General features: G+C 67.1%; 19 protein-coding genes. 9 read left to right on the forward strand and 10 right to left on the reverse strand.

Annotated elements, in window-relative coordinates; genetic code table 11:
* Nucleotides 1-210: 210 nt before the first annotated feature.
* The 3 genes from AA0Z93_RS05075 to AA0Z93_RS05085 all read right to left on the reverse strand — a co-directional run bounded on the left by AA0Z93_RS05075 (nucleotide 211) and on the right by AA0Z93_RS05085 (nucleotide 3,869).
* A complete protein-coding gene (locus AA0Z93_RS05075) occupies nucleotides 211-789 on the reverse strand; it encodes a YceI family protein (protein WP_413046109.1) in 579 nt (192 codons plus the stop codon).
* Between the two features lie 35 nt (nucleotides 790-824).
* Nucleotides 825-1,376 carry a cytochrome b gene (locus AA0Z93_RS05080; RefSeq protein ID WP_413046108.1) on the reverse strand — a complete coding sequence of 184 codons (552 nt, stop codon included), beginning with the start codon at nucleotides 1,374-1,376 and terminating at the stop codon, nucleotides 825-827.
* A 486-nt stretch (nucleotides 1,377-1,862) separates the two neighbouring features.
* A complete protein-coding gene (locus AA0Z93_RS05085; RefSeq protein WP_413046107.1) occupies nucleotides 1,863-3,869 on the reverse strand; it encodes an FAD-dependent oxidoreductase in 2,007 nt (668 codons plus the stop codon).
* A 193-nt stretch (nucleotides 3,870-4,062) separates the two neighbouring features.
* On the opposite strand from AA0Z93_RS05085, the gene AA0Z93_RS05090 reads away from it, so the two are divergent.
* On the forward strand, nucleotides 4,063-5,469 hold the full coding sequence (locus tag AA0Z93_RS05090) for an adenosylmethionine--8-amino-7-oxononanoate transaminase (protein WP_413046106.1): 1,407 nt from the start codon (nucleotides 4,063-4,065) through the stop codon (nucleotides 5,467-5,469).
* Nucleotides 5,470-5,641: 172 nt separating this feature from the next.
* On the forward strand, nucleotides 5,642-6,361 hold the full coding sequence (locus AA0Z93_RS05095; RefSeq protein ID WP_413046105.1) for a 16S rRNA (uracil(1498)-N(3))-methyltransferase: 720 nt from the start codon (nucleotides 5,642-5,644) through the stop codon (nucleotides 6,359-6,361).
* Between the two features lie 54 nt (nucleotides 6,362-6,415).
* On the opposite strand, the gene trhA is transcribed toward AA0Z93_RS05095, so the two are convergent.
* The 7 genes from trhA to AA0Z93_RS05130 all read right to left on the reverse strand — a co-directional run bounded on the left by trhA (nucleotide 6,416) and on the right by AA0Z93_RS05130 (nucleotide 16,183).
* Nucleotides 6,416-7,033, reverse strand: coding sequence for a PAQR family membrane homeostasis protein TrhA (gene trhA, locus AA0Z93_RS05100; RefSeq protein ID WP_413046104.1), 618 nt, complete (start codon nucleotides 7,031-7,033; stop codon nucleotides 6,416-6,418).
* Nucleotides 7,034-7,371: 338 nt separating this feature from the next.
* The gene (locus AA0Z93_RS05105; RefSeq protein ID WP_413046103.1) at nucleotides 7,372-7,830 is read right to left on the reverse strand and encodes a chemotaxis protein CheW; all 459 of its coding nucleotides are present in this window, start codon (nucleotides 7,828-7,830) and stop codon (nucleotides 7,372-7,374) included.
* Complete coding sequence (locus AA0Z93_RS05110) at nucleotides 7,823-12,736, reverse strand: Hpt domain-containing protein (protein WP_413046102.1); 4,914 nt, start codon at nucleotides 12,734-12,736, stop codon at nucleotides 7,823-7,825. The genes AA0Z93_RS05105 and AA0Z93_RS05110 overlap by 8 nt, the downstream gene beginning before the upstream one ends.
* A gap of 10 nt (nucleotides 12,737-12,746) precedes the next feature.
* Nucleotides 12,747-14,771: a methyl-accepting chemotaxis protein gene (locus AA0Z93_RS05115; RefSeq protein ID WP_413048346.1), complete on the reverse strand. Its 2,025-nt coding sequence runs from the start codon at nucleotides 14,769-14,771 to the stop codon at nucleotides 12,747-12,749.
* A gap of 47 nt (nucleotides 14,772-14,818) precedes the next feature.
* On the reverse strand, nucleotides 14,819-15,373 hold the full coding sequence (locus tag AA0Z93_RS05120) for a chemotaxis protein CheW (protein WP_413046101.1): 555 nt from the start codon (nucleotides 15,371-15,373) through the stop codon (nucleotides 14,819-14,821).
* Nucleotides 15,370-15,735: a twitching motility response regulator PilH gene (gene pilH, locus AA0Z93_RS05125; RefSeq protein ID WP_413046100.1), complete on the reverse strand. Its 366-nt coding sequence runs from the start codon at nucleotides 15,733-15,735 to the stop codon at nucleotides 15,370-15,372. Before pilH ends, AA0Z93_RS05120 begins: the two co-directional genes overlap by 4 nt.
* A 46-nt stretch (nucleotides 15,736-15,781) precedes the next feature.
* On the reverse strand, nucleotides 15,782-16,183 hold the full coding sequence (locus tag AA0Z93_RS05130) for a response regulator (protein WP_313741025.1): 402 nt from the start codon (nucleotides 16,181-16,183) through the stop codon (nucleotides 15,782-15,784).
* A gap of 251 nt (nucleotides 16,184-16,434) precedes the next feature.
* Between AA0Z93_RS05130 and gshB the strand changes: the two genes are divergently transcribed.
* From gshB to AA0Z93_RS05165, 7 genes are all read left to right on the forward strand, one after another.
* Entirely contained in the window at nucleotides 16,435-17,397 is a 963-nt protein-coding gene (gene gshB / locus AA0Z93_RS05135; protein WP_314491705.1) for a glutathione synthase, read from the forward strand.
* A 209-nt stretch (nucleotides 17,398-17,606) separates the two neighbouring features.
* Nucleotides 17,607-18,506, forward strand: coding sequence for an energy transducer TonB (locus AA0Z93_RS05140; RefSeq protein WP_314491702.1), 900 nt, complete (start codon nucleotides 17,607-17,609; stop codon nucleotides 18,504-18,506).
* A gap of 61 nt (nucleotides 18,507-18,567) precedes the next feature.
* Nucleotides 18,568-19,137 (forward strand): YqgE/AlgH family protein, encoded by a 570-nt coding sequence (locus AA0Z93_RS05145; RefSeq protein ID WP_296266220.1) that lies wholly within the window; start codon nucleotides 18,568-18,570, stop codon nucleotides 19,135-19,137.
* Nucleotides 19,137-19,562, forward strand: a complete 426-nt coding sequence (gene ruvX / locus AA0Z93_RS05150; protein WP_413046099.1) for a Holliday junction resolvase RuvX — start codon at nucleotides 19,137-19,139, stop codon at nucleotides 19,560-19,562. Before AA0Z93_RS05145 ends, ruvX begins: the two co-directional genes overlap by 1 nt.
* Nucleotides 19,563-19,607: 45 nt before the next feature.
* Complete coding sequence (pyrR, locus tag AA0Z93_RS05155; RefSeq protein WP_413046098.1) at nucleotides 19,608-20,126, forward strand: bifunctional pyr operon transcriptional regulator/uracil phosphoribosyltransferase PyrR; 519 nt, start codon at nucleotides 19,608-19,610, stop codon at nucleotides 20,124-20,126.
* 11 nt (nucleotides 20,127-20,137) lie between these two features.
* A complete protein-coding gene (locus AA0Z93_RS05160; RefSeq protein ID WP_413046097.1) occupies nucleotides 20,138-21,142 on the forward strand; it encodes an aspartate carbamoyltransferase catalytic subunit in 1,005 nt (334 codons plus the stop codon).
* 85 nt (nucleotides 21,143-21,227) lie between these two features.
* Complete coding sequence (locus AA0Z93_RS05165; RefSeq protein ID WP_413046096.1) at nucleotides 21,228-22,499, forward strand: dihydroorotase; 1,272 nt, start codon at nucleotides 21,228-21,230, stop codon at nucleotides 22,497-22,499.
* The last annotated feature ends 14 nt before the right edge of the window (nucleotides 22,500-22,513 follow it).

Below are 22,513 nucleotides of genomic sequence, written 5' to 3' on the forward strand. Positions count from 1 at the left end.
CTGCCAGCAGGTACCGCTGTGGCCTCGCGTTGAGCGATCGGATTCGCCGTACAACCGGTTTCTAGGGTTGGCCCATAAAAAAATCCGCAGCCAGTGATGGCTGCGGATTTTTTGTTTGCACCGATGGGTGTCAGGGGTCGCTTGATCGCTCGGCAGTAGCCTGCACCTCGCTGCTGGGCCAGGCGCCTTGGGGCGCCTAGGCCGACACGCTTACTTCTGCTTAACGCCTTCGAGGCTGATGTCCAGATCGAGGGTCTGCGAAGTCGGGCCCGGGCCCTTGATGCCGAAGTCGCTCAGGTTGAGCGTGGTGGTGGCGTTGAAGCCTGCGCGCTCGCCGCCCCATGGGTCCTTGCCTTCACCGTTGAAGGTGGCCTTGAAGGTGACCGGCTTGGTCACGCCGTGCAGGGTCAGATCGCCGGTCACGTCGGCGGTCTTGTCACCGGTCGACTTGACGGCGGTGGAGACGAACTTGGCGTCCGGGTATTTCTTCACGTCGAGGAAGTCGGCGCTGGCGATGTGCTTGTCACGCTCGGCGTGGTTGGACCACAGGCTGGCGGTCTTCAGATCGACGTTGATCTTGCTGGCTTCAGGCTTGGCGCTGTCCCAGCTGAAGGTACCGTCGAAATCCTTGAAGGTGCCGTGGATGAAGCTATAGCCCAGGTGGCTGATCTTCCAGTCGACGAAGGCGTGCTGGCCTTCCTTGTCGATCTTGTAGTCAGCGGCCATGGCCTGACCGGCTGCGAACAGGGCGGTACCGAGGGCGAGTGCGGCAAAGGTCTTTTTCAACATCCTTGGATTCCTTGCGTTGCGATTGGGTGGGTGTTTCAGGCTTTGCGACCGAGCATGCGCAGCAGAGTGGCATCACGGTCGATGAAATGGTGCTTGAGTGCAGCTAGACCATGGAGACCTGCAAAAATCACCAATCCCCAGGCCAGGTAGAAATGGACCTCGCCAGCGAGGTCGGCCTGGTCGGGCAGGTTGCTGACCAACGCCGGCACCTCGAACAGACCGAACACCGGAATGCCCACGCCATCGGCGGTGGAAATCAGGTAGCCGGCGAGCATCACGGCGAACAGCCCGGCATACAGCCCCAGATGGCCCAAGTGGGCAGCGATCCGCGTGAAGCGACCGTGGCTGGCGAGCGCTGGCGGCGGTGGGCTGAGCAAGCGCCACAGCACCCGCAGAGCCATGACTGCCAGCAGCACCAGACCGATGCTTTTGTGCAGGTCCGGGCCGGCCTTGCGCCAAGGATCGTAGTAGTCCAACCCGACCATCCACAGGCCCAGGCCGAACAGGCTGAAGACCGTGAGCGCTACGCCCCAGTGCAATACGATGCTGACCGCACCGTAGCGAGAAGATGAATTGCGAAGTTGCATGATGCTGTCGTTCCCTGTGGAAGCTGTGGCAAGACTACCGGTTAACGTATCGAATAAAAGCAGAAAAAACCGCTCTTAAATATCGAATAAACCGATAGTAATTGTCTGCAAGCACTATTAAGGAAACGTTAACCCTAGACGGTTTTTTAAGGGGTGATCCAGGGCAGTTCGGTAATGGCGATTTTGCATGGCCATTGATGGGCGATGGCCTGCAAAGCGGGGAAAGGGGCAGTGCTGGGCAGTCGGGCAATCGAGGCCGTATTGCGGCCAAATGGCCTCAACCTAGCGCGCACAGGATGAATGCAGTGCTTGGATCAGGGCCGCTTTGCGGCCCGATTGACTGATTCGGCTTGGCCGAGTGGCATTGAACCGAGGGTGCAATCGGATTCGCAAAGCGACATGGATTCGCTCGGATGTCGACGCACTGTCGCCCACTGCGGGTGAACCGGAGCGCCGGCCACCCGCATTGATCCCGAGCAGACGCCGTCAGGCGCCAGCCTGATCCTGCTTGGCCGCAGGCTTTTTCTGCGCAGGCTCTGCCGGCTTCTTGGCCGGTGTCGCCTTGGCAGGCTTGTGGGCCGGTTGGCTCTTGTGGGCTGCCGGCTTGTGTGTGGCAGGCTTGGCCGTAGGTTTGAGCGCCGGTTTGGCCGCTGGCTTAGCCGGCGTAGGCGCTGCAACCGGTGCTGGTACAGGGGCTACAGCCGGTGCCGGGGCAGGCGCTATCGCAGGTGCGGCAGGCTCCGGTTGACTGACCGGCGTGAGCTTGGCCTCAGGCTCGCCGCGGCCGAACAGGCGTGAGAAGAACCCTGGTTTGGACGGCTCGGCACCGGCCGACGGCGCTTTTGCGTCAGGCTTGACCGGCGCGTTTTCGGCCTTGTCGCCACCGCCGAACAACCGCGAGAAGAAGCCCGGCTTGCCTTGCTCGGCCTTATCCTCTGGACCCGCCTGCGGCTGTTCAGCCTTGGCCTCTGGCGCCGCCTGCGCTTTTTCGGCCTTGTCGCCCTTGCCGAACAGGTTGGCGAAGAAGCCCGGCTTGCTCGCCGCCGCCGCAGCTGCAGCCGCACTGGCAGTACCGGCCGCCGCCGTGGCCGCCACGGACTTGACCGGTTCGAACGACTTGCCCGCCGCCAGGTCCTGCACCTGGCTGGCGGCGCGCTGGCCGCTGCGCAAGGCGCCTTCCAGGGTGCCGGGGTACAGCGCATCGGTATGCTCGCCGGCGAAGGCTACACGTTGCACCGGCCGCTCCCACAGCCGCCAGTATTTGCTGATCTGCCCCGGCCCATAGGCCAGGTAGGCGCCGCCCGTGCTGGCGTCGGTGCTGTAGCGACGCACTTCATAACCGCTGAACGCACCACGCGCCTTGGGGTAGAACGCATGCATGCGGATCAGCACCTGATCGACCATCTGCTTGTCGCCGAAGGCTTGCAGCAGGCGCGCGTTGTCTCCCGAGAGGTTGATCACCACGTTGGCGCCGCCCTTGAGCGCAGGCTCGATCCACAGCATGCCCAAGCCGGCGTTGCTGTAGATCTCGCCCGACATGCGCGCGCGGCTTTCCCACACCGGCTGCTTGAACTTGAGCATGATCTGGTCGCGCCAACCGTAGTTGGTGCCTTTGATCGCGGCCATGTGCTGGTTGTCCAGCGCAGGGGTCATCTGGATCTTGGCCAGGGCGCGCAGCGGCACGGCCATGACCAGGTAGTCGGCGGTGTAGCCGACGCTGCCGGCTTTGACGGTCACGCCGCTCTTGTCCTGCACGATGGACGTCACCGCAGCGTCGGTCTTGATGGTCTTGATCTGTTTGACGAAGGCCTGGGCCAGCACCGGGCTACCGCCGGGCAGGCGTACCGCGCGTCGGTCGCGGTCGTCGACGCCGCGGTACACGCGGTTCTGCTGTGCGAAGTAGAGCAGCGACAAGCGCGACGGCTCGTCGTAGCGGCTACGGATTTCCTGGTTGATCAACTGACGTGCGGTGGTCGGCAGTTGCAGGCGGTCCAGCCAGTTGGCGACGTTGATCTGGTCGAGGGCGAACAGCGTGCTGTTGGCCGCAGGATTGAGCGGATCGTCGATCGAGCGCGCCAGGTCGTCGACGGTCTTCTCGTAACGCTTGAGCGCTTCGGCGGTGGCCGGTTGCTTGAGGGCAAGGTCCGCTTCGGTGAAGTAGTCGCCGTCGACCAGGTAGCCGGGGGTACGCACGAACTCGGGAGCCGGTAGGGTTTGCAGCTTGAACTGCTGCAGGTAGCGGTTGAGCAGCGGCTGGACTTTATCGCTACCGATCCACTCGCTGGTCGCCAGGCCCGAGCGCCCGCCCAGGTTCGCCTTGGCTTCGAGCAAGGTCACCTGCCAGCCTTTGTTCTGCAACTCGTAGGCCGCCGTCAGGCCAGCCAGGCCGCCACCGACGACGATCGCCGTCGGAGCCTTGCCCTGCCCCTGCGCAGCGGCGCTGGACAGGCCAATCATGATCACCGCGCACACGCGCACCCAAGCAGCAGCCATCGAGGCAGACTCCAGATCAGAAAAAACGTGAAGACGCGCGGGAGCGGACCGCCCTGCGCAAAGAGCCGCCTAGAATACGTGAGCCCCGGCTGCCCTGCTAGCACCCTGGCATCAGTTACATGGGTTGTTCCTACCGCCCGCTTCTCTTAGGCTTACGCGCTCTCACACCGCCACACCGCCAGGAGAACCGCCAATGGGGCTCAATCAACAGTGGATGCAACGCGACCTCGAGGTCCTGTGGCACCCCTGCACCCAGATGAAAGATCACGAGCACCTGCCGCTGATTCCGATCAAGCGCGGCGAAGGCGTCTGGCTGGAAGACTTCGAAGGCAAGCGCTACCTCGACGCGGTCAGCTCCTGGTGGGTCAACGTGTTCGGCCACGCCAACCCGCGCATCGGCCAGCGCATCAAGGACCAGGTCGATCAGCTCGAACACGTGATCCTCGCCGGTTTCAGCCACCAACCGGTGATCGAGTTGTCCGAGCGCCTGGTGGCGCTGACGCCTGCGGGCCTGGACCGGGTGTTCTACGCCGACAACGGTTCGTCGTGCATCGAAGTGGCATTGAAGATGAGCTTCCACTACTGGCACAACGTCGGCAGGCCGCAGAAGAAACGCTTCGTCACCTTGACCAACAGCTACCACGGCGAAACCATCGCCGCCATGTCGGTGGGCGATGTGCCACTGTTCACCGAAACCTACAAGGCGCTGCTGCTAGACACCCTCAAGGTGCCCAGCCCCGACTGCTACCACCGCCCCGAAGGGGTGAGCTGGGAGGAACACTCGCGCACGCTGTTCGCCGCCATGGAGCAGACCCTGGCCGAGCACCACGACACCATCAGCGCGGTGATCATCGAGCCGTTGATCCAGGGCGCCGGCGGCATGCGCATGTACCATCCGGTGTACCTCAAGCTGCTGCGCGAGGCCTGCGACCGCTACGACGTGCACCTGATCCACGACGAAATCGCGGTCGGCTTCGGCCGCACCGGCACGATGTTCGCCTGCGAACAGGCCGGCATCCGCCCGGATTTCCTCTGCCTGTCCAAGGCCCTGACCGGGGGCTACCTGCCGCTGGCCGCCTGCCTGACCACCGACAAGGTCTACCAGGCCTTCTACGACGACTACCCGACCCTGCGCGCCTTCCTCCACTCGCACAGCTACACCGGCAACCCGTTGGCCTGCGCCGCCGCCCTGGCGACCCTGGACATCTTCGCCGAAGACGATGTGATCGAAGCCAACAAGGCCTTGGCCAGCCGCATGGCCAGCGCCACCGCGCACCTGGCCGGGCACCCCCATGTCGGGGAAATCCGCCAGACCGGCATGGCCCTGGCCATCGAGATGGTCAAGGACCGGGCGAGTAAAACCGCCTATCCCTGGCAGGAACGTCGCGGCCTGAAGGTGTTCGAGCATGCCTTGAGCCGCGGCGCCTTGCTGCGGCCGTTGGGCAGCGTGGTGTATTTCCTGCCGCCCTATGTGATCACTCCCGAGCAGATCGACTTCCTCGCCGAAGTGGCCAGCGAAGGCATCGACATCGCCACCCGCGAGCAGGTCAGCGTGGCCGTACCGGCCGATTTCCATCCCGATTTCCGGGATCCGGGTTGATGCCCACGCCGACGACCGTCTGCACCCGCAGCACTGCGCTGCGGTCGCTCGCGGTGTCAGCCACTACGCCATGAACGTCCGCACGGTGGCAACGCCGCTGCCGGCCGCTCATGGCGCCGCCCGCCCGCGCTGACCAAAGCCTGAGCCCAAGCCTCACTATCCGAGCCTCTACATGCGCCTTTCCCGTTTCTTCATCGATGCCCCCCTCTCCCTTGGCGAGCACACCCTGCCCGAAGCCCAGGCCCATTACATCGGCCGCGTGCTGCGCATGGCCGCCGGTGACGCCGTGCAGTTGTTCGACGGCAGCGGCCAGGAGTTTCTCGGCCAGCTGCTCGAAGTCGGCAAGAAGACCGTGCGGGTGATGCTCGACCAAGCCCTGCCCGGCCAGCCCGACTCGCCCCTGCACGTGCACCTGGGCCAAGGCCTGTCGCGCGGCGAGCGCATGGACTGGGCGATCCAGAAGGCCACGGAACTGGGCGCCAACGAGATCACCCCCATCGTCAGCGAGCGCTGCGAAGTGCGCTTGAAGGACGAGCGTGCCGACAAGCGCCTGGCCCACTGGCGCCAGGTGGCGGTCAGCGCCTGCGAGCAGTGCGGTCGCTCGACCCTGCCGCTGATCCATCCGCCGCGTACCCTGGCCGAATGGCTGGGCGACGTCGACGCCGACCTCAAGCTGGTGCTGCACCCGGTGGCCGAACCTTTGACCAATCACGCCAAGCCGGCGCGCCTGGCGTTTCTGATCGGGCCTGAAGGCGGCTTGAACGATGGCGAAGTCGAGCAAGCCAGCCGCGCCGGTTTCCACGCCGCCCGCCTGGGCCCGCGTGTGCTGCGCACCGAAACCGCACCGGTGGTGGCGCTGTCGGTGGCGCAGCAGCTGTGGGGCGATTTCTAGACGCAGGCGCAGCCCTCGCGGCCCACAGCGCCAATGCCGTAGGCCGGAGGGCTTTCAACGAACGTAGAAGAACACCGCGATGAAGTGCAGCAGGCTGCCGGCGATGACGAACAGGTGCCAGATGCCGTGCCCATGGCGCAGGCGCCGGTCCAGGGCGAAGAAGATGATGCCCACCGTGTAGAACACGCCACCGGCGGCCAGCCAGGCGAAGCCCGCCGTGCCCAGGGTCGCGAGCAGCGGCTTGACCGCCACCAGCACGATCCAGCCCATCAAGGCATAGATGACGATCGACAGCACGCGCGCTTCGGAGCGCGGCTTGATCTCTTGCAACATGCCGATCAGCGCCAGCCCCCAGACCACGCCGAACAGGCTCCAGCCCCAAGGGCCGCGCAGGCTGACCAGACAGAACGGCGTGTAGCTGCCGGCGATCAGCAGGTAGATCGACAGGTGATCGAGCTTGCGCATGATCACCTTCGCCCGGCCACGGGTGCTGTGGTAGAGGGTCGAGACGCTGTAGAGCAACAGCAGAGTGAAACCATAGATGGAGAAACTGACGATCTTCCACGGGTCGCCCTGCAATCCCGCGGCAATGATCAACCAAAGCGCGCCCAACGCGGCCAGCATGGCGCCGACCAGATGGGTCCAGGCGTTGAAACGTTCACCGTGATACATCGAGCGAAGGCCTCCTGGGTCGATTATGGGTTGTACGAAAATGTGCGCGTGCGCCGGGATGGGTGCCCGCAGGTGAATGGTTTTTGGGCCATTGGGCCGGCGGTGCCGGCCATCGCGACTGAACCGGAGCGCCGGCCGGTCGCTCCTACAGGCCATTGCTGCTGAAGGCTGTCGCAGCTTATCGAAGCCTCTAGCTGACCGTGTTTGCCAAAAAGGCACCGTAGTCCTTAACGTACAAATCCCACTGTAGGAACGGCCGGTTCGGCGTTCCGATTAGCCGCGATGGACTGCGCAGCAGTCCCACTCCTGCAACCCCCCCTACCTGCCCCCTCTCCACATCACACCTGCGCATCCCGCACCAACCGCTCCAGCCCTGCCAGATCCGGCACCCGCACCACCTGTTCGGCCACCTGAACCGCAGCCAGTTCCAACGACGCCAGCGGCACGTCCACGTAATTGAGCTGGCTGTCGAGCTTGCACGAGCGCGGAATGCCTTGCAGCAGCAGCGCCAGGTAGCGCAGGCCGGTGTCGCCCAAGGCATTCAGCACCACGATTCGCGCCCGTTCTCCGCACGGCGTGTGCCCGCCGCAAGCGGCTTCGAAGCCGATCAGCGGCAGGCGGTGCTGGCGCCAGTCGAGCCAGCCCATGTGCCAGTCCACGGCGCCGCGCTCGCAACTGAGCCGGCGCTGGCCCACCAGTTCAGCGACCGCCACGTTGGGCAGCACCAGGGTGCGGTCGCCCAACGGCAGCAGCAGGCCAGTCAACTGGCTACGCTGGCCGACGATGTGTTCAAGCATGGGGCGCGCTCCAATGGGCGATGCTGTTCAGCAGAACCGACTCCTGGTAAGGCTTGCCCAGGTACTCGTTGACGCCGATGGCCATGGCGCGGTCGCGGTGCTTCTGCCCGCTGCGCGAGGTGATCATGATGATCGGCAGGTGCCTGAGGCGCTCGTCCTGGCGGATGCGGGTCGCCACTTCGAAACCGTCCATGCGCGGCATCTCGATGTCCAGCAACAGCACGTCGGGCTGGTGTTCACGCAACTGCGCCATCGCATCGACGCCATCCTTGGCCGTCAGCACGCTCATGCCGTGGCGTTCCAGCAGGCGACTGGTGACCTTGCGCACGGTCACCGAATCGTCCACCACCATCACCAGCAACGGACGCTGCGCCGCCGGCCCCGGTAGTTGCGCAGCGTTACGGCCCGCCGAGGGCAGGCGCGCCCGGCGTCGTTGCTGGCCGCGCAGCTGGCCGAGCAGGTCGAGGATCAACACCACCCGGCCATCGCCGAGCAGGGTCGCCCCGGCCAGGCCCGGCACTGCGGCGAATTGCGGGCCGAGGCTCTTGACCACGATCTCGCGGCTGGGCGACAGGCCGTCGACCTGGATGGCGAACGAGCGCTCCTGCGAATGCACCAGCAGCACCGGCAGCGGCACGCTCAGGCCCAGCAGGCTGGGGCGCGGGGCATCCTGCAGCAGTTCGCCCAGGTAGCGCAGGTCATAGCTGAAGCCGGCGTAGGTGTAGCACGGCGGATCGAGCTGATAGCAGGCATCGAGTTCGGCCGGCGGCACGCGCACCACCCCTTCGATGGTGTTCAGGCCGATGGCGTACTGCTCCTCGCCCAGGTGCACCATCAGCGCGCGGTTGAGCGACACGGTGAACGGCAAGCGGATCAGGAAGCGCGCGCCCTTGCCAGGGCTGGACTCGATGCTCATGGCCCCGCCCAGTTGCTTGACCTCCTCATGCACCACGTCCATGCCCAGCCCGCGTCCGGAAATCTGCGTGATCTTCTCGGCGGTGGAAAACCCCGGTCGCAGGATGAACTGCAACACTTCGTGGTCGCTGAGCGCTGCCTCGGGGTCGAGCAGGCCGCGCTTGATGGCTTTCCTGCGCACCGCTTCGAGGGGCACGCCGGCACCGTCGTCGCTCATCTCGATGACGATGTCGGCGCCTTCGTGCAGCAGGTTCAGGTGGATGGTGCCCTGCTCGGGCTTGCCTGCCGCGCGCCGCGCCGCGCCGGTTTCCAGGCCATGGTCGACGGCGTTGCGCAGCATGTGCTCCAAGGGCGCCACCATGCGTTCGAGCACGCTGCGGTCCAGCTCGCCCTCGGCGTTGCCGACCACCAGCTCGACCTGCTTGCCCAACTCGCTGGCCACTTGCCGGACCACGCGCTGCAAACGCGGCACCAGGCGCTCGAAGGGCACCATCAGCGTGGCGGTCAGGCCTTCCTGCAACTGGCTGTTGATGCGCCCCTGCTGCAACAGCAGGCCGTGGGTGAGCTGCGCGCGCTGGCCCAGGGTTTCCTTGAGGTCGAGCAGGTCCGAAGCCGATTCGAACAAGGCCCGCGACAGTTGCTGCAACTGCGAATGGCGGTCCATCTCCAGCGGGTCGAAGTCGTCGTAGGCGTCGCCTTCGACCGCGTGCCGACCGAGCAGACCGCTCTGCGTCTCGTTGTCCAGACGCAGCAGCTGGTCGCGCATGCGCTCAAGCGTGGTCTCCATTTCGTTGAGGGCGATCTGCGCGTCGTTGACCTGCTGTTCGATACGCCCGCGGATGATGGCATGCTCGCCGGCCAGGTTGCCCAGGTCGTCGAGCAACTCGGCATCGACCTTGACCATGTCGCCCGCAGCGCGCTCCTGGGGCGCCGTCGGCACCTCGACCGGTGCCGCTTCGCCGGCCGGCCCGTCGGTCACGCCGTCGTTGAGCGCTGCGCTGGAGAAATTGCGGATGTAGTCGATCAGCGCCGTGGCCGCGTGCAGCGGCTGGCCCAGGCGCACGGCGTCGAGCATGTGCGCCAGGCGGTCGTGGCAGTTCTGCAACAGGCTGAACAAGGCCGCGCTCGGCGGCAGGCGCCCGGCGGCCAGCAGTTGATAGAGCGACTCCAGCTCGTGGGCCAGGTCGCCGATGGCGCCGATCTGCACCATGCGTGCGCCGCCCTTCAACGTGTGCAGCTCGCGCAACAGGTTCTCGGCCTCGGTGGTGTCGCGGGGCTCGGCCTGCCAGCGGGCCAGGGCGGTGGCGGCGCTTTCGACGATGTCCGAGCTTTCTTCGAGGAAGACTTCCAGCAGCGCGGCGTCGTCCGGGGTGTCGTCCAGAACGGGCGGCTCGGGTTCGGGGTCGAGCACTGCCGGCAGCGCGTCCAACGGGCGTACGCCATGCGCGCCGACCACCCCGAGGCTGTCGGGGTCGAGCGCTTCGTCGTGGGCACCGCGCAGGTCGGCGAGCAAGGCGGCGCGCGGGGCGATGGCCTGGCCGGCCGCGAGTTCGTCGAGCATGTCCATCGACGCCGCAAGGCCTTCTTCGGCCAGCGCGAACAGCCGAGGCGTCGGCGCCAGGCTGCCTTCCTCGACGGCGCCGAGCAGGTCCAGCAAGGCTTCGCAGACCTCATCGAGGGCGGCCAGATCGGCCAGGTGCGCGGCGTGGCTCAAGGCGGTCAACTCGTCGAGCAAGGCCTCCAGGGCGTCGCGCTGCGCCGGCTGGGCCTGCCAACGGGCGAGCAGCGTTTCGGCTTCCAGCAGGCGGTCCATGGCCTCGCCGAGCAATTGCCCGGTGGCCTGCGCATCGCGGGTAGGGCCGGCGTTCGCAGGTTTGGGTGGGTCGGCCAGGCGCGCGTCGAGCGCCTGGCCGAGCGCTTCGATCAATTCGCTGGCGCCTGCCAGGCGTTGCAGCGGTGCATGCTCCACGCGCGCCAGAGCCTCGTGCAGCGAACCGCTCGCCGTCTGCAACCGCGCGAGGTCGTCGGCCTGCAATGCCCAGCCGTGCGCCTGATGCTCGCGGACCAGGCGGTCCAGCGCCGTGGCCAGCTCCGCCACCGGCAGGACGCCGGCCATGGCTGCGCTGCCCTTGAGCGTGTGCAAGGCCCGTTGCAGCTCGTCGCTGACCACGCCGGTCGCGCCTTGGGCGGCTTGCAGGAAGGCGTCGAGCTGCTGCAAATGCCCGGCCGCTTCGGCGGCGAAGATGCTCAGCAAACGCGGATCGAGGCCGTCCGCCTCAATGGGCGCGGCAGGCGCGCGGTCGGCCAGGGCATGCAGATGGGCCGCCAGGGCCTCGACCTCACGCGGCGGCGGCATGTGCCCGGCCGCGATGTCGGCCAGCATGTCCGGCAAGCGCATGAACACCTGCTGCAAGGCCGTCTGCTGCTCGTGGCCCAACTCGATGCGCCCTTGCAATACCCGGTTGAGCAGGTGCTCGCCGCCCCAGGCCAGCGCCGCCAGGGCGTCGGCCTGGACCATACGGCCACTGCCCTTGAACGTGTGCAGCGCACGGCGCAGCTCGACCAGGGCCTGGCGAGCCGAGTGGTCGGCGCACCAGCGCAACCACTCGTCCTCGCAGGTCTGCAACAGCGCGTGGGCCTCTTCGAGAAAGACCGCGCGCAGCTCGTCGTCGATACCGCCATCGGCAGGCGCTGCACCGGAGGGCGCGGACTCGCGTGGGCACGCCACGCCCAACTGCGCAAGCCGCGCACAGGCCTGGTCGAGCCAGGGCACGGCATCGGCCAGCGGGTCGGCCGAGCGCCACTGCACATAACATTCGGCCGCGCACAGCGCCTCGGCGAAGCGCTCGAGCGCCGGCGTTTGCGGCGCCTGCGGCAACTGTTCGAGCCAGCCCTGCGCATGCCGTGCGCAAGCGCCGAAGACCTCGGCGGCGTCGCCGAGCATCAACATGCTGAGCGCCCCGCGCACCTGTTGCAGCAGGCCTGGCAAGGCTTGCAGGCGTTGCCAGGACCAGTCCGCGGCCACGCACTCCTCGATCGTTTCCTTGACCTGCTGCACCACCGACAACGATTCGCTCAGCACCTGCTGGCGAATTTCCAGCACGTCCGCACCCGGCAGGCTGGTGGGGCCCTCTTCCAACGGCCCGGCCATGCCATTGAGCGTGGCTTCCACGTACAGCAAGGCGCCGGCCACATCCATCAGCAAGGCCTCGTCGGCGTCGCGACGCTGTTCGCTGACGCCTTGCAGGGCCAGCACCTGGTCGACGATCACCCGCCGCGGCTGCTGGAAACCCAGCACCGCCAAGGTGTCGGCGATTTGCCGCAATGCCGTGACCACGCTGTCGAGGGCGTTGCGATCATGGCGATCGCTGCGCACGAAATGGTCGAGCCGTTCCTTGATGCGCATCAGGTCATCGCACAGGGCAATCACCACCGAACGCAACGCGTCGTGGCCCTGCCCCGCTTGCAGGTGCTCGCGCCAGTTGCCCAGCGACAGATCGAGATCGGCCAGGTCCGCCGAGCGCTGCCCCGCCCCCGCACCGGTCAGCGGGTTTTCGTGCGCCAGGGGTTCGAGGCCGCGACAGTGCCGCAGTTGGTTGAGCAACGGCAGCATCACCAGCGGCAGGTCGTGGCGCGCGCCGCGCAGGCGTTCCAGGTAGGCGGGCAATTGCTCCAGGGCGCGGAACAGCACACCCAGGCATTCGCCACGCGGAGGTTCGGCGGCGGCGCCCTTGTCGGTGCGCACCATGGCGGCGCCGAGCAGTTGCATCTCCTCGGCCAGGTGCGCGGCACCGCGCAACTCGAGCATGTCCAGGCAGCCACGCACGCGCTGCAGACATTCGCCGAAATGCGCCATCGGCGCCGCTTCGCCCGGCTCGCGGGCGAACTGCTCCAAGGCCTGGCGTGCGTCGCCGAGGCACTCGAGCAACGCGCCCTTGGTCCAGGCCAGCGCCACGGTGTCGTGCCGCTGCAGGGTCAGCGTGGCCGCCATGTGCGCCCCCTCATGTGCGTGCGGCCTTTTCAGGCAGGTTGAAGCCCGACACCGACCGACGCATTTCGCTGGCCATGCGCGCCAGGTGGCGGATGCTGTCGGCGGTGGCGCTGGAGCCGGCCGAGGTCTGCGCGGTGATCTGCTGGATCACCGCCATGGTGTGGGAAATCTGCCCCGCCGAAGACGTCTGCAACTGCGCGGCGTCGGAAATGCTCAGGATCAGTTCGGCCAAGGTCTGCGACACACCTTCGATCTCGGCCAGCGATACCCCGGCGTCCTGGGCCAGGCGTGCGCCGCGCACCACTTCGGCGGTGGTCTGCTCCATGGAGATCACCGCCTCGTTGGTGTCGGCCTGGATGGTGCGCACCAGCGCTTCGATCTGCCGCGTGGCCGACGAGGAACGCTCGGCCAGGCGCTGCACTTCGTCGGCCACCACGGCGAACCCGCGTCCGGCTTCGCCGGCCAGCGACGCCTGGATCGCGGCGTTCAGGGCGAGGATGTTGGTCTGCTCGGCGATGTCGTCGATCAGGCTGACGATGTCGCCGATCTCCTGGGACGATTCGCCCAGGCGCTTGATGCGTTTGGCGGTGTCCTGGATCTGCTCGCGGATGTTGTTCATGCCTTCGATGGTGTTGTTCACCACCTCGTTGCCCTTGTTGGCGATGGCCACCGAGCGCTCGGCGACCTTGGCCGATTCGTAGGCATGCCCCGACACGCGGTCGATGGATTCGACCATGTCGCCCACCGCCACCGAGGCCTCGGTGATCTGTTCGGCCTGGTGCTCGGACGCCTTGACCAGTTGCCGCGAGGTGTTCTGCGTGTCCTGCACGGCGGCGGCGACCTGCTCGGCGCTGTGGTTGATGGTGGTGACCAGGTCGCGCAACTGGTCGACCGAGTAGTTGATCGAGTCGGCGATGGCCCCGGTGAAGTCTTCGGTGACCGACACGGTGACGGTCAGGTCGCCGTCGGCCAGCTCTTCGATTTCGTCGAGCAGGCGCATGATCGCCTGCTGGTTGCGCTCGTTCTTCTGCGCGGTGTCGCGCAACTGGCGGCGGGTGGCGCGCACCATGATCGAGCCGATGAGGATGATCGAGGCCAGGGCCAGGAGCACCAGACCATAGCCGCCCATGGTGTTGAACAGGCGGCTGGCGGCCAGGTTCTCGAAACTGTTGGCCAGGTGCGAGGCCTCGTCGAGCAGGGTCTGCGAGCCGTTGAAGATGTTGCCTGCCGCCTCGCGTACCCGCAGCAGCTCCGGCGAGGTCTCGATGATTTCGTCCACCGAACCTGCGACGAACTGGAACAGCTCGGCGATGTCCGCCAGCCGCGCGCGCGCATCGGCGTCTTCGACCTGGCTGATCTGCAGCGTCGGGTTGCCGTCGAGCATGCCTTGCAGCACCTGGCCGAAGCGGTTGGCGTCGCGGCCGAAAGTGGCGGCGGCCTGGGCCGTGGTGGCGTCGCCGGCCAGCACCGTGTTGACCGACCCGAGGATGCGTTCGGCCAGCAGCAACTGGCGCTGCGCCACTGCCACCTGGCTGGCCGGCGCGTCGCGCTTGAGGAGGATTTCCACCACCTTTTCGTACTCGACCTGCAACTGCGGCACGGTCTCGGCCAGGGTCGCGGCCACCTGGTGCAGCGACAGTACGGTCTGTTCGCTGGCCAGGATGGTGTCGGTGTTGTGCCGCAGGGTCTCCCAGTCCTGGTGCACGGCGGCCATTTCCTCGTGCACCCGTGCAGGCGCCGCAGGCAGGCCGGTGGCGCTGTCGCCATGGCGCAGGTAGCCCCAGCGCCGCTCGAAATCGTTGCGCGCATCGGACAGCAGCTTGAACGCCAACGCCTTGCCCGCCGCCGCCTCGGTGGCGTTCTTGGCGATGCGCTGGGACAGCACGCGCAACTCGCCGGCGTGGCCGATGTACTGCTTGTCGTAGGTCGACTGGGTGTTGAGGTAGGCGGAATTGGCGAACAGCAGCACGATCGACAGGATCAGCACCACGAACAGCACGGTGATCTGCAGGCTGCTGCGGCTGCGCTGGGTCATCGCTGGGGCACTGACGCCTGGGGTGGACTTGCTCACGAAGGCATCCTCTACAACGCCACGTCGATGAAACCTGGCGCCTGGGCCAGGGCGAATGGGCTGAAGATCGCCCAGGTGCGCTCGCCGGGGAAATGCCCCTGGACGAAACGCGCGGCGCTGCGCATCAGCGCCTGCGGGGGCGCCAGTTGCAGGCTGGCCAGGGGAAAGTGCTGCAGGCCCAGCACTTCGTCGACCAACAGGCCGACGAACAGGTCGTCGTGGTCGAGCACCATCACACGCCGCTGCTTGCCGGCCGCGACCGGGCCCAGGCCGAGGTAATGCGACAGGTCCATCACCGGCAGCAGGCGTCCGCGCAGGTTGGCCACCCCCACCACCCAGGGACGCACGCCCGGCACACGGCTGCTACGCGGCTCGCGCAGCACCTCGGCCACCTCGCCCATGGGCGCGACGAACCACTGGCCGGCGATGCGAAAGCCGATGCCGCTCCAGTCCTGCAGGGGGGCGTCGTCGAAGGGCTGGTCGGCCACCAGCAGGCGACAGCGCCGATCGATGTCCAGCAGCAGCTCGAAAGCGGTCAGCGACGCGCCCTGGGGCCGAGTGGTCAAGCGCGCAGAACCTCGTCGACGACGCTGATCAGCGCCGCCTCTTCCACCGGTTTGGTGAGGAAGGCCCGGGCGCCCTGGCGGGTGGCCCAGATGCGGTCGGTTTCCTGGTCCTTGGTGGTGACCACGATCACCGGGATGGCGCTGGTTTCGGGATCTTTGCTCAGTTGGCGGGTGGCCTGGAAGCCGTTCATGCCGGGCATGACGATATCCATCAGCACCGCATCGGGCTTCTCCTGGCGGGCCAGGGCCACGCCATCGGCACCGTTGTTGGCCTTGAACACCACGTGGCCGTGCTGTTCCAGCCAGTCGGTGAGCTTGTACATCTCGGTCGGCGAGTCGTCGACAATCAGAACTCGGGCCATGCTGTATCCCCGTCGGAAAAGAACGAGGCCGCCATGCTCGGCGGCCTCAGGAGGCGTGTTGGGGCTGCTCGACGAAGGCCGGCACATGGGCGCGGATGGCGTCGAGCAACGCTTGCTTGCTGAAGGGTTTGGTAAGGAACTGGTCGGAGCCCACCACGCGACCGCGAGCCTTGTCGAACACGCCATCGCGCGACGACAGCAGGATCACCGGAGTGTCCTTGAAGGTGCTGTTCTGCTTGATCACCGCGCAGGTCTGGTAGCCGTCCAGGCGCGGCATGAGCACATCGACGAAGATGATCTGCGGCTTGTGGTCGACGATCTTGGCCAGGGCATCGAAGCCGTCGCTGGCGGTGATCACCTCGCAGCCGGCCTCGCCGAGCAACAACTGGGCCGTACGGCGGATCGTGCGCGAATCGTCGATCACCATGACCTTCAGGGGCTGTTCCATAACGTTGTACTACCGTGGCGGCGCGCGAAGGAAGCGCAAGCCCGCATGCAGCGCGAAGGCCCTTGGGGCCCGTACGGAGCACGGCGCTTGCGGCGTGATGCTAGGGGGCATTTTTAGCACACTCCAGGAGGCCGTTCCATCTGCCCGCCCCTTGACCGAGCGAGCGCGCGGGGCCACCCTGAGCGACTTTTCATTGCCAACCTTTTCATTTCGAACCGTCGCGGCCGCGCGCCGCCAAGAGGAACTACCCCATGAGCGTTCGCCTCGGGATTGTCATGGACCCCATCGCGTCCATCTCCTACAAGAAGGACAGTTCGCTGGCCATGCTGCTGGCCGCCCAGGCCCGGGGCTGGAGCCTGTTCTACATGGAGCAAGCCGACCTCTACCAGGGCGAAGGCAAGGCCCGCGCGCGCATGCGCCCGCTGAAGGTGTTCGCCGACCCGGCACGCTGGTTCGAGCTGGGCGAAGAGCAGGACGCGCCGCTGGCCGAGCTCGACGTGCTGCTGATGCGCAAAGACCCGCCCTTCGACATGGAATTCGTCTACAGCACCTACCTGCTGGAGCAGGCCGAGCGCGACGGCGTGCTGGTGGTCAACCGCCCGCAGAGCCTGCGCGACTGCAACGAAAAGCTTTTCGCCACGCTGTTCCCGCAGTGCACCGCGCCGACCCTGGTCAGCCGCCGCGCCGACATCCTGCGCCAGTTCGCTGCGACCCACGGCGACGTGATCCTCAAGCCGCTCGACGGCATGGGCGGCGCCTCGGTGTTCCGCCATCGCCAGGGCGACCCGAACCTCTCGGTGATCCTCGAAACCCTGACCCAGCACGGCAAGCAGCAGATCATGGCGCAGGCCTACCTGCCGGCCATCGTCGACGGCGACAAACGCATCCTGATGATCGACGGCGAACCGGTGCCTTATTGCCTGGCGCGCATTCCGGCCAGCGGCGAAACCCGTGGCAACCTGGCCGCCGGCGGCCGTGGCGAGGCGCGGCCGCTGACCGAGCGCGACCGCTGGATCGCCGCCCAGGTCGGCCCCACACTGCGCGAGAAAGGCCTGCTGTTCGTCGGCCTGGACGTGATCGGCGACTGCCTCACGGAAATCAACGTCACCAGCCCGACCTGCATCCGCGAGATCGACGCCGCGTTCGACACCGACATCGGCGGCCGCTTGATGGACGCCATCGCGCGCCTGCTGGAGACGGGCGGCAAGCTGTAAGCGGTCCTCACGCGCGTTCGGCACGGGCCTGCCCTCGGCGCAGCCCATGCCGATCCGCCGCCCTCGTCCGCGTCACCGCCCGTGCGCTGGGCGCGCAGTTCATGGCGACGCGCCTGCCCTCCCCTGGCGCCGGATGACGCGCACTTGCAGCCCACGCCGAACCCCTTGAAACTTGCCGCCTCTGGCCCGCTACCGCTTCTGGACCCCCGATGACGCTGTCCGCCGACCTTTCCTCCGACCTGCTGCAACCGCGCGTGCGCCCGGTCGACCGGCTGGGCTTCACCCTGTTCCTGGCGGCCCTGCTGCACATCGCGCTGATCCTCGGGGTGGGATTCAGCGTCAGCACGCCCAAGCAAATCCGCCACACCATGGACTTCACCCTGTCCACCTTCAAGAGCGAGAAGGCCCCGGAAAAGGCCGACTACCTGGCCCAGGACAACCAGCAAGGCAGCGGCACCCTGGAAAAGAAAGCCTTGCCCACCACCACCGAAGTGGCGCCGTTCCAGGACAGCAAGGTCAACAAGATCACCCCGCCGCCGGCCGCGCGCCCCGAGGTGCCGCCCGCGCCGGCCAAGGCCGTGGTCAGCACCAAGGCGCCCAAGGCGCAGAAGGTCGAGCCGCAGCCCAAGCCGAGCAAGCCGCAACCCAAGCCGGTGGCGCCTGCGCCCGAATTCGACAGCTCGCAGTTGTCCAGCCAGATCGCCAGCCTGGAGGCGGAGCTGTCGCAGGAACAGCAGCTGTACGCCAAGCGCCCGCGCATCCACCGCCTCAACGCCGCCTCCACCGCGCGCGACAAGGGTGCCTGGTACAAGGAAGACTGGCGCAAGAAGATCGAACGCATCGGCAACCTCAACTACCCCGAGCAGGCGCGCAGCCAGAAGCTGTACGGCAGCTTGCGCCTGATGGTGTCGATCAACCGCGACGGTTCGCTGCACGAAGTGCTGGTGCTCGAGTCGTCCGGGCAACCGCTGCTCGATCAGGCCGCACAGCGCATCGTGCGCATGTCGGCGCCGTTCGCGCCGTTCACCGGCGACCTGGCCGAATTCGACCGCCTGGAGATCGTGCGTACCTGGCGCTTCGCCCGCGGTGACAGACTTTCGAGCAATTGATACCGCCATGGCGGCCGCGATTGGCTTGTCAGCCTCGCTGCCTGGCGCCACACTACCGCCCATGAAAAAACACACCCCGACTTACCTCAAGCATCAGTTCCTGATCGCCATGCCGCACATGAGCGACCCGAACTTTGCCCAGACCCTGACCTACATCGTCGAGCACAACGCCAATGGCGCGATGGGTCTGGTGGTGAATCGCCCGCAGGAACTGAGCCTGGCGGACATTCTCGAACAACTGCGCCCGGACGAGGAGCCGCCGCTCGGCACCTCCCACGTCCCCATCTACCTGGGCGGCCCGGTGCAGACCGACCGCGGCTTCGTGCTGCACAGCCCCGAATGCAGCTACCAGGCCACGGTCGAGCTGCCCGGGCTGTCGCTGACCACCTCGCAAGACGTACTGTTCGCCATCGCCGCCGGCACCGGCCCGCAGCGCAGCCTGATCACCCTCGGCTATGCCGGCTGGGAGGCCGGTCAGCTGGAAGAAGAGCTGGCCGACAACGCCTGGCTCAACTGCACGTTCGACCCCGAAATCCTCTTCGCCACGCCCAGCGAGCTGCGCCGGGAGGTGGCCGCGACCAGCCTGGGCGTCACCCTCAGCCTGCTCACCAACCAGGCGGGCCACGCCTGATGGCCGAGTTGCGTCTGCTGTTGGGCTTCGATTACGGCACCAAGCAGATCGGCGTTGCCGTCGGTCAGGTTATCACCGGCCAGGCCCGCGAGCTGTGCACCCTCAAGGCGCAGAATGGCGCGCCCGACTGGGCCCAGGTGGAAAAACTGGTCGACGAATGGCAGCCCGACGCCATCGTCGTCGGCCTGCCGTTGAACATGGACGGCACCCCCAGCGAGATGAGCGCCCGCGCCGAAAAGTTCGCCCGCCGCCTCAATGGCCGCTTCAACCTGCCCGTGCACACCCACGACGAACGCCTGACCACCTTCGAGGCCAAGGGCGAACGCCAGGCCCGAGGCGGCCAGCGCGGCAGTTTCCGTGACAATCCGGTCGACGCCATCGCCGCCGCCCTGCTCTTGCAAGGCTGGTTGGAAGCCAATACCTGACCGCTTTACGGCCGGCTGTGGCCGGCCTCTTCCAAGGAGTCCGCAATGAGCCTTCCCGACCCTGCCGCGCTGATCCGGCAGATGGCCCTCGACCTCGGCGCCCACCTTGCCCGCCGCCAGATCGCCGAGCCGCGCCTCATCGGCATCCGCAGTGGCGGCGTCTGGGTGGCCCAGGCTCTGCAAGCGGCACTGGCCGACGACAGCCCGTTGGGCACCCTGGACGTCTCGTTCTACCGCGACGACTTCAGCCAGAACGGCTTGCACCCCCAGGTACGCCCTTCGCAGCTGCCGTTCGAGATCGAGGGCCAGCACCTGGTGCTGGTCGACGACGTGCTGATGAGCGGCCGCACCATCCGCGCCGCGCTCAACGAGCTGTTCGACTACGGCCGTCCGGCCAGCGTGACCCTGGTCTGCCTGCTCGACCTCGACGCTGGCGAGCTGCCGATCCGCCCCAACGTGCTCGGCGCCACCTTGGCGCTGGCCGCCGACCAGCGGGTCAAACTGACCGGCCCCGAGCCGCTCGTGCTCGAGCTGCAAAACCTGACCACCGCATCCGCCCTTTGAGAGTCCCCGCGATGACGCCACTCGACGCTAAGCGCCCGCTGCAGCTCAACGACCAGGGCCAGCTGCGCCATTTCCTTTCGCTGGACGGCCTGCCCCGTGAACTGCTGACCGAAATCCTCGACACCGCCGACTCGTTCCTCGAAGTCGGTGCGCGTGCGGTCAAGAAGGTGCCGCTGCTGCGCGGCAAGACCGTGTGCAATGTGTTCTTCGAGAACTCCACGCGCACCCGCACCACCTTCGAACTGGCGGCCCAGCGCCTGTCGGCCGACGTGATCAGCCTCAACGTCTCGACCTCCTCGACCAGCAAGGGCGAGACGCTGTTCGACACCCTGCGCAACCTCGAAGCCATGGCCGCCGACATGTTCGTGGTGCGCCATTCCGACTCCGGCGCCGCGCACTTCATCGCCGAGCACGTGTGCCCGCACGTGGCCGTGATCAACGGCGGCGACGGCCGCCACGCGCACCCGACCCAGGGCATGCTCGACATGCTCACCATCCGCCGCCACAAGGGCAGCTTCGAGAACCTCTCGGTGGCCATCGTCGGCGACATCCTGCATTCGCGCGTGGCGCGCTCGGACATGCTCGCGCTCAAGGCGCTGGGCTGCCCGGACATCCGCGTGGTCGGCCCGAAAACGCTGATCCCGGTAGGTATCGAGCAGTATGGCGTCAAGGTCTACACCGACCTCAGCGAAGGCCTGAAAGACGTCGATGTGGTGATCATGCTGCGCCTGCAACGCGAGCGCATGACCGGCGGCCTGCTGCCCAGCGAGGGCGAGTTCTACCGCCTGTTCGGCCTGACCACGGCGCGCCTGGCCGGCGCCAAGCCCGACGCCATCGTCATGCACCCGGGGCCGATCAACCGTGGCGTGGAGATCGAATCGGCGGTGGCCGACGGCAGCCATTCGGTGATCCTCAACCAGGTCACCTATGGCATCGCCGTGCGCATGGCCGTGTTGTCGATGGCCATGAGCGGCCAGCACACGCAACGTCAGCTCGATCAGGAGAATCCCCAGTGAGCCGTCATCCGATGATGCTCGATCAGTGCGCCTGCCCGAACGCAGCGTGGCCCCCACAACCTCGACTCGATCAGGAGAATGCCCTGTGAGCCTCAGTATTCTCGGCGCCCGGCTGATCGACCCGAGCAGCGGCCTGGACCAGGTCGGCGACCTGCACATCGACCAGGGACGCATCCTCGCCATCGGCGCCGCGCCGGCCGGCTTCACGCCCGAGCGCACCTTACAGGCCGATGGCCTGGTGGTCGCGCCGGGCCTGGTCGACCTCAGCGTGGCCCTGCGCGAGCCGGGCTACAGCCGCAAGGGCAGCATCGCCAGCGAAACCCGCGCCGCCGTCGCCGGTGGTGTGACCAGCCTGTGCTGCCCGCCGCAGACGCGCCCGGTGCTCGACACCTCGGCCGTGGCCGAACTAGTGCTGGACCGCGCGCGCGACGCCGGCAACGCCAAGGTCTACCCCATCGGCGCTCTGACCCGTGGCCTGGAAGGCGAGCAACTGGCCGAGCTGGTGGCCCTGCGCGACACCGGTTGCGTGGCCTTCGGCAACGGCCTCAACGAACTGGCCAGCAACCGCACCCTGGCCCGCGCCCTGGACTATGCCGCCACCTTCGACCTGAGCATCGTCATCCACTCCCAGGACCGCGACCTGGCCCAGGGCGGCCTGGCCCACGAAGGCCCGATGGCCAGCTTCCTCGGCCTGCCGGGCATCCCGGAGACCGCCGAGACCGTGGCCCTGGCGCGCAACCTGCTGCTGGTCGAGCAGACCGGCGTGCGCGCCCACTTCAGCCAGATCACCAGCGCCCGCGGCGCCGAGCTGATCGCCCAGGCCCAGGCCCGCGGCCTGCCGGTGACGGCGGACGTGGCGCTGTACCAGCTGATTCTGACCGACCAGGCGCTGCGCGATTTCTCCAGCCTCTACCACGTGCAGCCGCCGCTGCGCACCGCCGCCGACCGCGACGGCCTGCGCGCTGCGGTGAAAGCCGGGGTGATCCAGGCCATCGCCAGCCACCACCAGCCCCACGAGCGCGACGCCAAGCTGGCGCCGTTCGGGGCTACGGAGCCTGGCATCAGCAGCGTCGAGCTGTTGCTGCCATTGGCCATGACCCTGGTCGAAGACGGTTTGCTCGACCTGCCGACTCTGCTTGCCCGCCTGGGCCACGGTCCGGCCCAGGCGCTGCGCCTGCCGGCCGGCGAGCTGCAGGTTGGCGGTGCGGCGGATGTGGTGGTGTTCGACCCGCAGGCGTCCACGGTGGTGGGCGAGCAATGGTTCTCGAAGGGGCAGAACTGCCCGTTCGTCGGGCATTGTCTGCCGGGGGCGGTGCGCTACACCCTGGTCGATGGGCGCGTTTGCCACGAAGCCTGAGCACGCTTCCAGGG

The organism is Pseudomonas phoenicis, from assembly GCF_047302395.1.
GTDB lineage: Bacteria > Pseudomonadota > Gammaproteobacteria > Pseudomonadales > Pseudomonadaceae > Aquipseudomonas.